This window comes from Larkinella punicea (genome assembly GCF_003334855.1).
Classification (GTDB): Bacteria; Bacteroidota; Bacteroidia; order Cytophagales; family Spirosomataceae; genus Larkinella; species Larkinella punicea.
This window is the reverse complement of record NZ_QOWE01000014.1, coordinates 92,870-109,752: the sequence shown is the minus strand read 5'-3', so window position 1 is coordinate 109,752 and position 16,883 is coordinate 92,870. Positions and strand designations below refer to the sequence as shown.

Sequence of the window (16,883 nt, the reverse complement as noted above, 5' to 3'; positions counted from 1 at the left end):
CTGTGTCAATTAAAAGTTCAGTTTGAGACCAGCGGCAAACGTTCTCGGAATCGGATACGACTCATCGTCGTTGTTGAGTTCGGTTCCACCCCGAACACCGGCATCCGGGTTGTTTCCGGGGTATTTGGTAAACAGGAACAGGTTGTTCGCCGTCACGAAAATCCGGGCATCGCTCAGCACCGATTTGACTTTGGGCAGGGTGTATCCCAGCGTGACGGTTTTCAGCCAGACATAGCTGCCGTCATAGACATACCGTTCGCTGCTCTCCCGCGACCATTTGAAGTAACTGGTACCGCCCTGCGAGTTTTTCGCGTTTGGGTTGGAACCCGGATTTTCGGGTGACCGCCAGCGGTCTTTCGCTTTGTCGAGCACGTTGAAAACACCGTCCATGTTCATCGTCGAAGCCTCGATGTTTCGATATACATCGAAGTCGTGGGCACCCACAAAAAGAACGTTCACGTCAAACCGTTTGTAGTCGGCGGCCACGGTCCAGGCCCAGTTGAAGGCCGGATTCGGGTTGCCGATTTCCACCATGTCCTGGGTGTCGTAAGAAATCACGCCATCGCCGGTGGCATCAAAGAACTTCATGGCACCCGGAATGGCCCCATCCTGCTTCGGTGCCGCGTCGATTTCGGCCTGCGTGTTGAAGATGCCCAACTTCCGGTAGCCATAGATCATCCCGATGGGGCGACCCACTTTCTGAACGTTGTAGCCACCGTAGAAACCGCCATACCAGAGCATGTCGTTCGCGCCCTTGATCTCCAGAATTTTACTGCGGTTGAAGGTGATGTTGGCATTGGTCCGGAAATTCACCGCGCCGATGTTGGTCCGGAAATCAGCCCCGATTTCAACCCCTTTGTTCTGTACTTTCCCGATGTTGGCCAAACTGGTGGTAAAACCGGATACGGCCGGAATCGAAATCGGCAGCAGCATGTCGTTGGTAATCTTCCTGTAGTATTCGAGATTCAACGTCAGCTTGTTATTAAACAGGGCCAGGTCCATCCCGATGTCTAACTGGTTCGATTTTTCCCACTTCAGTTCGGAGTTGGCAAACGAACTTACCACTTTACCGGCTGCGAAGGAGTTGCCCAGAATGTAGTTATTGGCTCCGACGAACGCTAAGCTCGGGTAGTTACCGATGTCGTTGTTTCCCGTCACCCCAAAGCTGGCGCGCAGTTTCAGGTCGGTTAGCCAGTCGGTTTTCGGCATGAATGATTCCTCCGTTACGCGCCAGCCGATCGAAGCGGCCGGGAACGTCCCGTACTTGTTTTTCGCCCCAAACCGTGAGCTTCCTTCCCGGCGAAACGAAGCCGAGAACAGGTATTTGTCTTTAAACGAGTAGTTGGCCCGGGCCAATGCGGCCAGGTTGACCCAGCCGAATTCGTACGAATTGGAAGACCGGATGGATGCCGCTCCTAAGTAGGGAACCAGGTCATCGGGGAAAGTATTCCCGGTGCCGGAAAACCCGCGCACCCGCTCCTGCTGAGCCGTATAACCGACCAGAAAGTCAAGGGAATGCTGATCGCCGATTTGGGGGTTATACGTTAGCAACTGATCCAGCGAGTAGTTGACCAGTTCTTCGGTCGTATTGGTTGAGGTGGCAATCCGCGGAGGGGCACCTGCCGTACCGGATGCTACGGAAAGACCAATGGTGGACGGAATATATTCCTTGTACGTGTTGTTATTCAGTTTGACGTTGGCTGAGGTTCTGAACTTGAAATTTTTCAGAAACGATACTTCGACAAATGCGTTGGTCAGCAGGTCGGCAATGCTTCTTCTGCGAAGTACATTTTCCAGCACATACAGTGGGTTCGGAAAGCCAAAAACACCATCGACACCGTTGCTATACGGTTTTAGACTCCCGTCGGCATTGTAGGGCGTATCCCGCGGGTCCATCAGCAGCGCACCGCCCAACAAGGCACTCCGGCCATTCGTGTTCGCCTGGTTTTGCCGGGTATAGGTTCCGTTGATGTTCAGCCCTACGTTGATGAATTTGTTGACCTGCCCGCCCAGGTTGGAGCGCACCGAAATCCGGTCATAATCCGTATGCTTGACGACACCATCTTCTTTGTAATAACCCACCGATAACAGTGCCTTAAGTGGCCCCTGACCGGACGAAATCGTCAGGTTGGCATCGGTGTAGGGCGCGTTGTTGTTCAGGATCAGGCCATACCAGTCGGTTGAGTATTTCGTCTGTTCCGGATAGCGGAAACCGATCGGCACCTCTTCCAGTGTTGGCTCCCGGTTTTGCAGGATACGAATCTGATCTTCAAAGATTTCCTTTTTGAACTGGGCAAATTCTACGCCATTCAGCATTTTCACCCGCCGGGAGTCGGGCAGGGTCTGAATCCCGTAATCCAGTGAAAAATTGATATTGGTTTTTCCTTCTTTGGCATTTTTGGTCGTAATCAAAACGACACCGTTCGAACCCCGGGCTCCGTAAATGGCCGTCGACGCGGCATCTTTCAACACCGAGATGCTTTCGATATCGTTGGGGTTCAGGTTGGGGCCAATGTCCGTTCCAACTGCAAATCCGTCGACAACATACAGGGGATTACTACCCGCGCCCAGCGAACCGACCCCCCGTACGCGAACCTCGAAGGTACCGCCGGGAGTTCCGCTTTTCTGCTTCACGACGACCCCGGCGGCCCGGCCCTGCAACATCTGGTTCATGTTGTTGGCCGGTTGTTCGCCGATGTCTTTCATGTTGATGACCGATACGGCGGAGGTAATATCCTGTTTCCGCTGCGAACCATATCCCACCACGACCACTTCATCGAGGGAGCGGTCGCCTACGGAAAGTTGCACATCGACCCGGGTCCGGTTGCCGACGGCCACTTCCTGCGACAGATACCCCACAAAGGAGAAAATAAGGGTAGCGTTGTTTTCCGGAACATCCAGCCGGTAGCTGCCATCCGCATTGGTAGAGGTTCCTTTGGTGGAGCCTTTCAGCACGACGCTGACACCCGGCAGGCCTTCGCCTTTTTCATCTTTAACGGTGCCGGTGATGGTTCGGTCGAGCGGGACATTTTCATTCGCATACAGACTCGTTACGGCCAGCATCAGCAGGCACAGCAGGAACGAAGCCCGAATGAAATTACCCGGTATGGGTATGAATTGTAAGCGTTTTTTCATTGCTTTTTTGTTAAGGAAGTAGAACAATGGATACTTTTTTTTGCGGTTTGCGAACTGGCTTATAGTCAGGGAGTTCGGCGTTTGATTTGACAGAAAAGAGCAAATCGTGGCGGGGCAGATCAGGATCGGTTTGGCCACTTTCGGGAGCATCGGTAGAGTGTCTTACGCATTGGTCTTGGGTTTAGTGAAAAAAAGAAAAGGTCCTGGGGCAACGGTGCTTTATTCGTCGTGCTGCCACCATTTGAGATTGATTGTGTGATTTTCGGATTCATTTTTCCGCTGGACCCGATGCTGAATTTTTGTCCACAGCCGTTCTTCCAGTTGTTGTCTGGAGAGCTTACCGGTTTTTTCTTCCTGATCCTGATCCAGCAAGCTATACCAGTAGTCCATCATCTGTTTTTCTTCCGATGAGCAGACACCATCCATGTAGCGCTGGAGCAGTTCCAAAAAGCTTTTGTGATTCGTTTGCATTCTCAGTCACAAATCCGGAATCGTCAGTATAGGGCAGGGAATTGACTATACCGGTACGTCAATCCTGAGAAGATAAACCGCAAATCGTACTGTTAAATAATTAAATATTTATATTATTATGCGGGTAATTTCTAAAAATTCTTTGTTTTGTTATAGGCAGGAATACGCCACGGACAGTCCGTAAAGGAATACTGGGTAAAATAGGACTAATCCGTGAATTGGCTTGTTGTGACCCATTTTACGGGTACGTAAACACAGGTAAGTACAGGATAGCGTGTAAGCATAAAATGGGAATCTTAGAATAATAATTTATTCTTTTTGGGGAGTGTCCTCCGCAAAAATGGTAAGGCAGACCCACTATCGCTATCTTCTATGGACTACTCGGTTTTATGTGATGCCGTTTTGGTAAAACTCTTCCAAACTGGGGACGAAGAGGCTTTTCAGGCGATTTACCGCAAGTTTTGGCATCCGCTTTTTGCCGTAGCCCGGAAAAAATTGTACTCGCAGGAGAATGCCGAAGAACTGGTTCAGGATCTTTTTGTGGATTTGTGGGAACGGCGGCAAACCGTTCAGATCGATGATCTGAAGAATTATTTATTCGGAGCAGTCAAATACAAAATACTAAATCAAATCAAAGCCGTGTTGATTCGGCAGAAATACGAAAATTTCAAGATTGCCAGCCTGTCCGACCACGATTGCCATACTGAAAATTTGCTGGCCTACGACGATCTGACCAAAGCTCTGGAGTTGGGCATCGCGCATCTGCCCGACAAAACCCGGCAGATTTTCCGGCTAAACCGGATGGAAAACCACTCCGTTCGTGAAATTTCGCTTCAGCTTTGCATCCCGGAACGAACGGTCGAATACCACATCATGCAATCGCTGCGAACGCTCCGGTGTCATTTAAAAGAATATGTAGGGGCGGTTTAAGGAGTAGATACAACAGGATTCGCAGCCTGATTTTCATGCAAATTCGACTCTGAAGAAACCGTAAACGCCTAGAATCGTTGTAGATTTGACTAAAATCTACGTCCATGCGATTTCCCAAACCTGCCCAATTTTCTGTTTTGCTGTCTTTTCTACTGGTGCTGGACGCCGGTTTTGCCCAAACACAACCGCTTTCCACCAACATTCGCCTGAATCAGATCGGCTTTTACCCCAATGCCACCAAAGTTGCCATTGTCGTTGGCAATGCCTCGGGTGAATTCCGGATCACCACGCCGGATTTGAAGAAAACGGTTTTTAAAGGCACACTGAGCGAAGCCCGCCAGAATGCGATTTCGGGCAAAACCGCCCGGACGGCGGATTTCTCCGCGCTGAAAGCCACCGGCACGTTTGTCGTTCTGATTCCCGGTCTGGGTCGTTCCTATCCCTTCGACATCAAGGCCCAGGTTCACCGCGCGGTCGCCGTTGGTTCGCTGAAAGGTTTTTATTATCAACGGGTTTCGACGGATTTACCCCCCCGATACGCCGGGCAGTGGAGCCGTCCGGCGGGTCATGTCCGGGAAGATGCGCAGGTGCTGGTGCATCCGTCGGCGGTTTCGGAAGGGCGTCCGGCGGGTACGGTTCTGTCGTCGCCGGGCGGGTGGTACGATGCCGGAGATTACAACAAATACATTGTCAATTCGGGGATTACGACCGGAACGCTGCTGGCCCTCTACGAAGACTTTCCGCAGTTTTGCCAGACCTTCAAAACCGCTATTCCCGAAAGTGAGAATAAGATACCGGACATTCTGGACGAGTCGCTCTGGAACCTGCGCTGGATGCTCACCATGCAGGATCCAGCCGACGGCGGGGTTTATCACAAACTGACCAACGCCCGCTTCGACGGCATGGTGATGCCCGACAAAGCCACCAGGGAACGGTATGTCGTTCAGAAAAGCATCACGGCGGCTCTCGACTTTGCGGCTGTGATGGCGCAGGCCGGGCGGATTTTCAAACCGTTGAGCCGGGAATTGCCGGGTTTGTCGGACTCCTGCGTGACGGCTGCCGTTCGGGCGTGGGCGTGGGCCAGGAAAAATCCGAATCAGTACTACCGCCAGAATGCGATGAATGAAGCGTTCGACCCGGATGTGGTTACCGGCGAATACGGCGACCGCGACGCCAGCGACGAGTGGATCTGGGCGGCCGCTGAATTGTACGTAACCACGAAGAACGAGGCCTATTATACGGCGGTCAACCTGTTTCCGGACGAAAAAATGCCCTTGCCCTCCTGGGCGCAGGTTCGGCTGCTGGGGTATTACACCCTGGCCCGGTTTGAGAAAAGCCTGACGCCACTGGGTCAGAAAGACCTTCCGCAACTCAAAAAACGGCTGACCGGTTTTGCCGATGAACTGATCCGGGATGTCGACCAACAGGCCTACCAAACTGTTATGGGCAAGTCGGCGCGGGATTACATTTGGGGCAGTAGCGCGGTCGCGGCCAATCAGGGCATTGCGCTGGTTCAGGCGTATCGCTTGACGAACGACAAAAAATACCTGCGCAACGCCCTAACCAACTTCGATTATTTGCTGGGCCGCAATGCCACCGGCTATTGCTTCGTCACCGGTTTTGGCGACAAACCGGTGATGAATCCGCACCACCGGCCCTCGGTCGCCGATGGCATTGAAGCCCCGGTTCCGGGCCTGTTGTCGGGTGGCCCTAACGGCAATGCACCCAAACAGGACAAGTGCGAAGGCTACACGGCCACGTCGGCGGATGAGCTGTTCATCGATGCGTCCTGTTCCTACGCGTCCAACGAAATTGCGATCAACTGGAATGCTCCGCTGGTGTATCTGGCCGGGGCATTGGAAGCGTTGCAGTCGGCTCACTGAAGAAGCTAGCCATCCGATTTTGCCATCTTTAGTCTCGCCTTGGCCCAGTGCCCCGGTAGCCCCGGGTTGCATCCGGGGTTATCCAGCGTCAAGCCTTTCAGGCTTGTTTTTGTAGGACTGATCGGGAGCAGGTAAAATTAATTAGCCTTCAGTATTTTAACGGTTTGGGATTGGCGGAGGCTGGCAACCCGAAGCAGCAAGATACTCGGTGCGGCATGGTGTACGGAGAACCGTTGATGTTCCACTTCGGAAGCCCGAACAACCTCTTTTTCGGCCAGCACCCGGCCTTGCAGGTCGGTTAACAGCAACCGCAACGGTTGGCCTTCGGCCCCGCGCACTTCGACTTCTACCTGCTCATTCTGGACCGGATTGCCGAGTACGACCACGTCGAGCGGTTTTTGCGTTTCGGCCGATTCAGTAGCGATGCGGCTTCCGTTCGGGCAGGTCAGGTTTTTGGGTGCCCACTTCAGCACATAATTGCTGTTGAAGACCTTGGCGCTGATCGAGTAGGTTTGCCCGTTTTTCAGAGTCGCCGGGGTCGGGAAACTGTATGCGTGAATCCCGTTGCCTTTGCCCGAATCCTTCAGATCCTGCCGGAAAATGTTGGCGTCGATGGTGCCAATGGAATTGCCGTTCGCAAAGAATTCGACCTTCATGACGGTGTTTGGCAGGTTTTTATCCCAAACCCAGCCACGCATCGTGCCGCACTCTACCTTGTCGAGATACCCTTCGAAATTACCCGTTACCACCGGCCCGGGACCGGGGTTGTTGACGGCGGGCTGAACGATGACTGTGGCACTGGACGCCGGGCTGATGCAGCCGCTGACGACGCAGTGGGCGGTGTAGACGAACGTGCCGGTCGCCGAGGTCGGAACGGTGATGTTGCCTGTGCCGGTCGCATTGTTTGGCCCGCTCCAGTTCAATTGTCCTGAACAGTTGGACGCCGTGAGAACCACCGCCGGGGCATTTTGGGTAACGGTTACCTTGTTTTGACCACCGGAAGCCAGGTTCGGCGCGGGCGGACTGACGCAGGGATTCAGACGGAACAATTGCTTGGTGCCGTTTGAACCCGTGGCGGCAAAATACAGCACACCATTGAGGGGCGTTAATTCATACGGTGATGAATCGGGAACGCCGGGATTGATATCGGCAATCGGGAACGTTCCGGCTTCGGTACCATCGCTTTTCCAGAGTTCAAAACCGGTCGTGGCGGTTTTGGCACTCATATACAGCACACCGCCCATCTCGGCGAAACTGGTTGCATCCGATGCTTCCTGGCCGGGGTTGATGTCTTTCACCAGCGCGGTTCCGGCGGTCGTGCCGTCGGTTTTCCACAGTTCCCGACCTTTTCCGAACGTATTGGCGGTAAAGAAAATCTGGTTGTTGACCACCGTCAGAAAACCGGGTACGCCGTTGGCTTCGCCCGGTGCGCCGGGAAGAATGTCTTTCAGCAGCGTGGTTCCGGGGGCCGAACCGTTGCTTTTCCAGAGTTCGATGCCGGCATTTGGTTCATAGGCTTTAAAATACGCGACGCCGTTGAGGTTGGTCAGAAAGGAGACTTCGGAAGGAGAAGGGCCGGCATGGATGTCTTTCACCAGCACGGTTCCGGCAGCCGTGCCGTCGCTTTTCCAGAGTTCGCTGCCCGTCGCCGAAGTCCAGGCCGCAAAATACAGGGTGCCGTTGATGTTGGCTGAGTAAGCAATGTTGGATCCGCTGGCACCGGTATAGATATCTTTCACCAGTACCGTACCGAAGGAGGTGCCGTCGCTTTTCCAGAGTTCAGAACCGTTGGTGCCGTTGTTGGCCTTGAAAAAGAGCGTGCCGTTGACGTTGGTCAGGTACTGCGGATCGCCATCGGCGGTTCCGTAGTTGATGTCTTTGACCAACACCGTTCCGGCTTCGGTGCCGTCGGTTTTCCAGATTTCACTGCCATGGGTGCCGTTGTTGGCCCGGAAAAACAGCGTGCCGTTGACATCGGTCATCCAGGCTGGAATCGACTCATAACCACCGCTGCGAATGTCTTTCACCAGCACGGTTCCGGCGGCTGTTCCGTTGCTTTTCCACAGCTCCTGGCCGTTGGTGCCGTTATTGGCCGCAAAAAACAGGGTGTTGTTGACCACGATCATGCGTACGGGTGACGAACTGGCTGCGCCGGGATTGATGTCTTTCAGCAGCACGGTTCCGGCGGCTGTTCCGTCACTTTTCCAGAGTTCGGCACCGTTGATGCCATCGTTGGCGTTGAAATAAAGGGCGCCGTTATACTGAATGATTTCGGTAATACCGCCGGGAAATGTTTTGAGGGAAAGGGGAGCCTGAGCCTGAACGGAAAATGTACTGACAAAGCTGATCCAGCACCCCAGAACGAGGTGAATAAACGTAGATTTCTTCATGGTGTTCAAAAGTAAATGGTGTGGAGAACGTAACGATGGCGTAAAACTAAGCAGGAAAGACGCCGGGCAGGAACGCAAGTTAACAACAGGGGAGTCCGAACGAATAATCGGTGACATTTGCCAATACCTGACAATAAAAGCAACGACGTCTGCCCCGCTCTGTCGTTGGGCGGGGTAGGCAAAATCGCAGGGGAACGTCAGTGAACGTGATCCGGTTGCAGGATTTTTTTGGATTTATTGCTTTGGACCGACAGAAAGACGTAGTAACTCAGTCCGAGCAGCATGATGAGAAAACCGAGATTGCCGTAAAAACCGGGCCAGCCGACGCCTTTAAAAATGATTTCACCGAGCAGTGTAAAGAAGATGGTGGTGACCTGCGTCGCTTCGACCGTGGCCAGGGCCGTGGGGTTTTTCCGAACCAGTTGAATGGCTTTGAAGAATAAAACGCTTCCCAGAACCCCTGAAAAAAGAGCCGCCATCAAGGACGAAAACACCTGCACTTTGGCCGGAGGACCGGATTCATAAAAACCGTAAACTGCCAGGAGAATCAAAACCGGCAGGCTCCCCAGACACATACCCAGAACGCGTTGCCAGGCGCTCAGGTGAATGTTGCGGTGTTCCAGATCGAGCATCAGTTTACGGTTACCGAGTGGCCACAGGAAGGCGGCAACCAGCGTTAAACCCAGACTAATCAGCGTTGAATCACCCAGGTGGAAAGATTTCATTTTCTCAAGCTGCATCACTGCAATGCTGACCACGAGCAGGGCCGAAAGCAGCAGGGCCTTGCGGGGAATAATGGCCCGGTGATCCGAATAAATGAACGGCGCCAGCAGCAAACCCGCCAGAATGGTGATTTCAAAACCAGCGGCCACGAGCCAGCCGGGTGCGAAAAGTGAAGCAAAAGTCAGAAAGGCGTAGAAAATGCCGAAGCCAATGTTGCCCCAGATCAGAAACGTGCCGGGCATCTGTTTCATGGCGATCAGCAGCGGTTTTAACTGACGGTTACCGGCCACGATGATCAACAGAAAAGGAAGCAGCAGCCAATACCGGAGCGATGCCGTCCAGGCCCAGTGTGAACCGGAAAAAGCCATTAGACTATTGACAATCAGCCCAACGGAGAGGAACAGGTTACTGACCAATCCCAGCGCAATGGCCTGGATTACAGTTTTGCTTTCTTTTGTCATTGATTTACAGTGAGTTGTATTCTTTCTGTCGAAACGCAACGCAATGACATGAACACAAATCCCCCTACCCGGTGTGTTCCGACCGGCCCCAGGCTGTATGGTAGGGGAATGAACTCGATCAGGCGGGAATCACGCCCAGTTCCTGACCAATTTTGGTGAAGGCCGCCACCGCTTTTTCCAGATGCTCCGGCTCATGACCCGCCGAAATCTGAACCCGAATCCGGGCTTTGCCCTTGGGAACAACCGGGTAGAAGAAACCGATGACGTAGATGCCTTCTTTCAGCAACCGGGCGGCAAATTCCTGCGCCAGCGGTGCGTCGTAGAGCATGATTGGCACAATCGGGTGTTCGCCGGGGATGATGTCGAAACCGGCGGCCGTCATCGCTTCCCGGAAATACCGGGTGTTGGTTTCCAGCTTGTCCCGCAGGTGAGTCGAGGCATTCAGCAACTCCAGCACTTTCAGCGATGCGCCGACAATCGATGGTGCCAGCGTGTTGGAAAACAGATAGGGCCGCGACCGTTGGCGGAGTAGTTCAACGATTTCTTTCCGGGCTGCCGTAAAACCGCCGGAAGCCCCGCCGAGTGCTTTTCCGTAGGTGCCGGTGATGATGTCGATTCGCCCCAGAACATTGCGGTATTCGGCGGTGCCGCGACCCGTTCGGCCCAGAAAACCGCTGGCGTGGCACTCGTCGATCATCGTCATGGCACCGTATTGGTCGGCCAGATCGCAGATTTTATCCAGTTGGGCGATGGTTCCGTCCATCGAAAAGGCGCCGTCGGTAACAATGAGTTTGCGCCGTGACGAGGAAGCGGCCTGTAGCTGAGCCTCCAGATCGGCCATGTCATTGTGTTTATACCGGAACCGTTTGGCCTTGCACAGCCGGATGCCGTCGATGATCGACGCGTGGTTGAGTTCGTCCGAAATGATGGCATCTTCTTCGTTCAGCAAGGGTTCAAAAACGCCCCCGTTGGCGTCGAAGGCAGCCGCGTATAAAATGCAGTCTTCCGCACCGACGAACTCGGCGGTTTTTTGCTCCAGTTCCTTGTGAATGTCCTGCGTACCACAGATAAACCGCACCGACGACATGCCGAAACCGTGGCTCTCAAGGGCCTGGTGAGCGGCTTCGATCACGTCGGGGTGGGAGGAAAGTCCCAGGTAATTGTTGGCACAGAAATTCAACACTTTCTGTCCGTCTTTCACGGCAATTATCGCCGACTGCGGGGAGACAATGATCCGCTCGGACTTGTAAAGACCGGCTTCCCGGATGCCGTCCAGTTCCTGTTGAAAGGATGCGCGGGTGGTTTCGTAAGGAGTCATATTATTTCAATTGAGATTGTGGATCGTAAATTTGGGTGAGTTGGGTAATCATTTCGCGGGTCATGGCGGGCAGATCGTAGTGCGGTTGCCAGCCCCAGTCGTGCCGGGCCGCCGAATCGTCGATGGTTTTGGGCCATGAATCGGCAATTTCCTGCCGGAAGTCCGGTTTATAGCGGGTCACAAAATCTGGAAAATACGTTTGAATGGACGCCGTCAGTTCGGCCGGCGTAAAACTCATGCCGGTCAGGTTATACGAGGTTCGCACCTGAACCCGATCCGCAGCCGCTTCCATCAGTTCCATCGTCGCCCGAATCGCATCGTCCATATAGATCATGGGCAAACGGGTGTTTTCGGCCAGAAAACACTCAAACGGCAAGTGCTGAACCGCTTTGTGGTAAATATCGACGGCATAATCCGTGGTTCCTCCGCCGGGCATGGACTGGTAGCTGATGACACCGGGATACCGCAGCGAGCGGATGTCCAACCCGTATCGTTTGTGGTAATACATCGACCAGTTTTCGGCGGCCACTTTGCTGATGCCGTACACCGTCGACGGGTCCATGTAGGCGGTTTGCGGTGTTTCGTATTTGGGTGAATGATCGCCGAAAGCCGCAATGGAACTGGGAACAAACACTTTATCGAGTTTGTAGGTCCGGCCTACTTCAAAGACGTTCAGCAGGGTTTGCATGTTCAGGTTCCAGGCACTGATCGGGTCAGATTCGCCCTTGGCCGAGAGAACGGCGGCCAGGTGGTAAATCTGGGTAATGTTATATTTTCGGATCAACCGGGCCAGCTCGTCCGGTTGCGTGGCATCCAGGATTTCAAACGGCCCCTGCGGCAGGGTTGGCATTCGTAAATCCGACGCCACCACGGCGTCAATTCCGAAACTATCCTGTAGGCGGGGGAGCAGAGCCGTACCGATTTGTCCGTTGGCTCCGATCAGTAAAATAGTGTCTCGCTTCATGTACGTGTGGTCTCAGAAAGCTGAAAAAGGGTTGTTGATGAAGTCGTTTATGCGTAAAAAGAGAATAAGGTGCTTTGATAATTTCCTTTACAAATCTAAATAATAAACGATTTTAACTTATAAAATACGCAAAACTCAATTAATATTACTGCGTATGCGACTATTGGTAGGAATTTAATCGGAATCTGCTTTCTGTCTTACCAACTGGCAGAAATTTTTTCTAGGCGTATAGAGCAGAGATCGGCAAAGCGTGTAGAAAGTGTCGGTAATGAGCTGGTGATCGAGTGGAAAACGGGATGGTAAAACCGTTGGGTAAAGTGTTCCTGTTCTATTGAAAACGGGACAAAGAAGCCTTGGTAACGGTTTTTGTAATTTGTTTAGGCGGTTTTCGCTAGAAAAATACCTGAGGAAGAAATCCAATAAAACGATTCGCTTCCGGTGAACAGATGCCCCTCAGAATGTAGCATTCCGGGTGCCCTGCGGGTCGCATAGCGACCGAATGTTTGTAGAAAGCAGGTTGTTTTTGATTCTTTTGGTCGCGTAGCGATCAGACAGAAGATGCCGTTCGGTCGCTACGCGACCAAAAAGTATGCTTCGATGAGATTTGGGCTACAAACATTCGGTCGCTATGCGACCTCCCAAATTATGCTTCGATGAGACGTGGGCTACAAATATTTGGTCGTTATGCAACCTTCCAAATTATGCTTCGATGAGACTTGGGCTACAAACATTCGGTCGCTATGCGACCTCCCAAACTATGCTTCGGTGCAACGTGGGCTACAAACATTTGGTCGCTATGCGACCTTCCAAACTATGCTTCGGTCAGACTTGGGCTACAAACATCTGGTCGCTATGCGACCTTAAGAGAGGTGAAATGGGGTCTCAAGAAACTGTCTTGAAAGCAAGTTAAGCAAGGAAAAAGAAGAAAGTCGTGAAAGCTGGAAGAACAGGTCTTTGCGCTCACGTATTTCTTCTCACCTCTCACAAGTCATTACGGCGTAATGGCCGGGATGCGTTGCTCGGTTACGAGTCGGTTGAACTCCGGAACCTGCTGATTGATAATGTCTTTCAGTTTCGTCAGGGAACCGTCGACCTGTTTTTCCAGGGCTTCATAAACCGTGTAAGACGATTTGGTCGGCTTGGTGTCGGCCGAGGAAACCACCGAGCTAACCCCCGCCAGCTTATCATTCAGGCGGATGGGATAGGCCAGGGCGTCCTGCTGTGCTTTTGATTTCGGCTGCATCAGCTCCGACTCCAGTTTGTCCAGCGTTTCGAGCATCGGTTGCGTTACTTTCTTGAATTTTGCCGCCACCGCCGGGTCTTTCACGTCCTTCATATACCCGCTCACCTGATTCCGGATCTGGCGAATCTGGTTGACGCCCTTGTGGGTTTCCGACAGCTTGTTGTTGATTTTCGACAACAGGTCAAACTGCGCTTTGTAATCCGCATCCGTCAGCTTCAAACGGGGATCTTTCAGGATTTCGAACGGTTGTTCGGCCACCAGCGAATCGCCCAGCAAAAGCCGGACTTTGTATTGCCCCGGCACCACTTTGGCCCCCGTTCCGCGTCCCGTCCACATCACGTTGATGCCATCGACCGGGGTTACATCCGGATACCGCATGTCCCAGACAAACGCGTTCATGCCCGAAAGCGCCGGAGCCGTTCCCGGTCTTTTTGCTGTCGCATCGTCGTAAAATTCCTTCGCGATTTTCAGCGGTGTTCCTTTTTTGTCTTTGGTATTGGAATACGTGATGATCGTATCACCCGCCGTGGTCATGAAGAGCAACTTCAGTTCCTTCGCCGGTTTGTTTTTCAGGTAATACCGCACCAGAACGCCATTAGGCGCGTTTTCGCCTTCGTCCAGCGAGGGACCGCTGCGCAGGTTTTCGGTGCCGCCGTCCATCCGGTAGGCCGGACGTGGTTTGAACAAATGCACCGATTTGCCGGCTAACGTGCCTTTGGCCTGCTGATCGGCGATCTCGTGCAGGGGCGTAATGTCGTCCATGATCCAAAACGACCGGCCGTGCGTGGCCACCACCAGGTCTTTTTCCCGTTTGTGAATCTGGAGGTCGCGGATGGGCGTAATGGGCAGGTTGAGATTCAGCTTCTGCCAGGAGGTTCCATCGTTGAAGGATACATACACACCACGTTCGGTACCGGCATACAACAAACCGGCTTTGTTGGGATCTTCCCGAACCACGTGACAATATTCGTCCGCCGGAATGCCTGCCGTGATCGATGTCCAGGTTTGGCCATAATCCGTCGTTTTGAACAGATACGGTTTCCGGTCGCCCGACATATAGCGTTTGGCCGCCAGATAGGCCTTGCCGGTCGTGTGCTCCGACGGGTGAATCATGCTCATGATGGCCCATTCGGGCAGTTGCGAAGTCGGCGGGGTAATTTTCTGCCAGCTTTTGGCACCGTCGCGGCTGATGTGCATCAAACCGTCGTCGGAACCCGCCCAGAATACGTTTTTCTCGATGGGTGATTCCGCGAAGGTGAAAACCGTCGGAAAGGTTTCTGCACCCGTATTGTCTTTCGTAATCGGCCCGCCCGTATCGCCCTGCGTTTTCGGGTCATTGCGCGTCAAATCTGGGCTGAGGTCTTCCCACGTATGGCCGTAATCGTAGCTGCGGTGAACGTGCTGCGAGGTCACATACAGGGCTTTGGGGTCGTGCGGAGAAAAAACAATCGGGAACGTCCACTGAAACCGGTATTTCCGGTCGGCGGAAGGCGCGCCCATGCTGTAGTCCGGGTAGACGTTGATGCGCTGGTTCTGATCGGTCGCCTTGTCGTAGCGGGTGATCAAACCGTCGTAGCTTCCCCCAAACGTCACTTCGGGATTGTTGGGGTCGGACGTAATGTAACCCGACTCGCCACCGGCCACCTGATACCAGGCACCAGCACCAATCGAGAAATCCGTCGTCCGGCTGGCAATCCGGATCGCCGAATTGTCCTGCTGCGCACCGTAGAGGTTATACGGAAAGTCGTTATCGAGCGAAACGTGGTAAAACTGCGCCGTCGGAATGTCGATGTCGGAGAACGTTGCCCCGCCGTTGTAGGTCACTTCGGCCCCGCCGTCGTCGGCAATGATGAAGTTTTGGGGGTTCTTCGGATTCCACCAGATGTCGTGCGTATCGCCGTGGTGAACCGGAATCCGGGCGAAGGTTTTACCGCCGTCGTACGACTTTAACGCATTTACGTTCAGGATGATCAGGCCGTTTTCGTTTTGTGGGTCGGCCGCCAGCATCATGTAATACCACGGACGTTGCCACAGGTTTTTGTCTTCGTTGATCAGTTGCCAGGTCATGCCCGCATTATCGGACCGGTACAAACCGCCTTTGGCATTTTCGACCATCGCATACAGGCGGTTGGAGTTGACCGGCGAAACCGTGATACCGATTTTTCCGAGGAGACCTTTGGGCATACCCGGTTTGTCGTGCAGGCTGATCCAGGTGTCACCGCCGTCGGTCGATTTGTATAAACCGCAACCCGGTCCACCGCTGCTCATCATGTAGCTGTTGCGGTAGGCCTGCCACATCGATGCGTAAACGATCGATGGATTGTTGGGGTCGAGTTCCACCACGGCGGCACCCGTGCTGTCGTTTTTAGCCAGAATGTGTTTCCAGGATTTGCCGCCGTCGGTGGTCCGGAAAACACCGCGTTCCTTGTTCGGGGCAAACGGGTTGCCCAAAGCGGCCACGTAGGCAATGTCGGGGTTTTGGGGATGGACTTCGATGTTGCCAATGGCGTCGGCCATTTTCAGGCCCATGTGTTTCCAGGTCTTGCCGGCATCGGTCGATTTGTAGACGCCGTCGCCGTACGAAATGTTACTCCGAATATCGGATTCGCCCATGCCGACGTAGATGATGTTCGGATCGGAAGGGGCGACAACAATCGCACCAACCGAACTGGATTTGAATGTGCTGTCGGAAATCGAAAGCCAGTTGGCCCCGCCATCGACGGTTTTCCAGACGCCACCGCCGGTGGTTCCGAAGTAGTAAGTAAGGGGTTGATCGACGTGGCCGGCGGCTGCCAGGGAGCGCCCACCCCGGAACGGCCCGACGTTACGCCACCGTAAGCCGTTGAAAAGACTTTCCGAAAGTGAAGAAACGGCTGGGGTTGGGGATGCGGTTTTGGCTTTTCGCTGGGCCACGGCCAGGCTGGGGCTCAGGAGCAGACCCAGCACGACCCACGCAACGGCGGCTGAGGCCCGATTGCCCAAAAAAGATGCTGATAAATGATTTTTCATGAACGAAAGATAAGAGTTGTGCAGGGCCGTACAAGTCAGGCATTGGCCCAAGAGCACGACATCTGTGGGAAGTATTTTCTGGTAAAACACCGGGCAACGACTGCTCCGAACACGCCGGGTCAGGCCGCACATAACTCGTCGGTCGGAGACAGTCGGGCCGGTATACCAATCAAGCAAGATCTTCAGGTTCTTTATACAAAATCCCAAACCGTTTTCCGTGCTTTCCTGCTGCTCCCCTTCCAGAGTGGCAATGCACACAAAAATCCGTTCAGGTTGTAAAAACCTGTTACAATACGCAATGATGAAAGATCAGGATTGTCAATGACAACCCGATACAGTTGTTATGTCAACTGCTG

The 16,883-nt window shown here is 53.4% G+C and carries 9 protein-coding genes; 2 read left to right on the top strand and 7 right to left on the bottom strand.

Features of this window, described 5'->3' with window-relative positions:
- Positions 1-9 precede the first annotated feature (9 nt).
- Both DUE52_RS17665 and DUE52_RS17660 read right to left on the bottom strand, forming a co-directional pair.
- The gene (locus DUE52_RS17665) at positions 10-3,063 is read right to left on the bottom strand and encodes a SusC/RagA family TonB-linked outer membrane protein (protein ID WP_114407453.1); all 3,054 of its coding nucleotides are present in this window, start codon (positions 3,061-3,063) and stop codon (positions 10-12) included.
- Between the two features lie 291 nt (positions 3,064-3,354).
- Positions 3,355-3,606 (bottom strand): hypothetical protein, encoded by a 252-nt coding sequence (locus DUE52_RS17660; protein ID WP_114407361.1) that lies wholly within the window; start codon positions 3,604-3,606, stop codon positions 3,355-3,357.
- A 372-nt stretch (positions 3,607-3,978) separates the two neighbouring features.
- Here DUE52_RS17660 and DUE52_RS17655 point away from each other — a divergent pair, with 372 nt between their 5' ends.
- On the top strand, positions 3,979-4,536 hold the full coding sequence (locus tag DUE52_RS17655) for a sigma-70 family RNA polymerase sigma factor (protein WP_114407360.1): 558 nt from the start codon (positions 3,979-3,981) through the stop codon (positions 4,534-4,536).
- 104 nt (positions 4,537-4,640) lie between these two features.
- The gene (locus DUE52_RS17650; protein WP_114407359.1) at positions 4,641-6,419 is read left to right on the top strand and encodes a glycoside hydrolase family 9 protein; all 1,779 of its coding nucleotides are present in this window, start codon (positions 4,641-4,643) and stop codon (positions 6,417-6,419) included.
- A 137-nt stretch (positions 6,420-6,556) separates the two neighbouring features.
- On the opposite strand, the gene DUE52_RS17645 is transcribed toward DUE52_RS17650, so the two are convergent.
- The 5 genes from DUE52_RS17645 to DUE52_RS17625 form a co-directional block, all read right to left on the bottom strand.
- Entirely contained in the window at positions 6,557-8,809 is a 2,253-nt protein-coding gene (locus DUE52_RS17645; RefSeq protein ID WP_165840964.1) for an ELWxxDGT repeat protein, read from the bottom strand.
- Positions 8,810-9,006: 197 nt separating this feature from the next.
- Entirely contained in the window at positions 9,007-9,993 is a 987-nt protein-coding gene (locus DUE52_RS17640) for a DMT family transporter (protein WP_114407357.1), read from the bottom strand.
- Between the two features lie 118 nt (positions 9,994-10,111).
- The gene (gene kbl / locus DUE52_RS17635) at positions 10,112-11,311 is read right to left on the bottom strand and encodes a glycine C-acetyltransferase (protein ID WP_114407356.1); all 1,200 of its coding nucleotides are present in this window, start codon (positions 11,309-11,311) and stop codon (positions 10,112-10,114) included.
- Position 11,312: 1 nt separating this feature from the next.
- Complete coding sequence (locus DUE52_RS17630; RefSeq protein WP_114407355.1) at positions 11,313-12,275, bottom strand: NAD-dependent epimerase/dehydratase family protein; 963 nt, start codon at positions 12,273-12,275, stop codon at positions 11,313-11,315.
- A 991-nt stretch (positions 12,276-13,266) separates the two neighbouring features.
- On the bottom strand, positions 13,267-16,527 hold the full coding sequence (locus DUE52_RS17625; RefSeq protein WP_114407354.1) for a WD40/YVTN/BNR-like repeat-containing protein: 3,261 nt from the start codon (positions 16,525-16,527) through the stop codon (positions 13,267-13,269).
- Between the last annotated feature and the right edge of the window lie 356 nt (positions 16,528-16,883).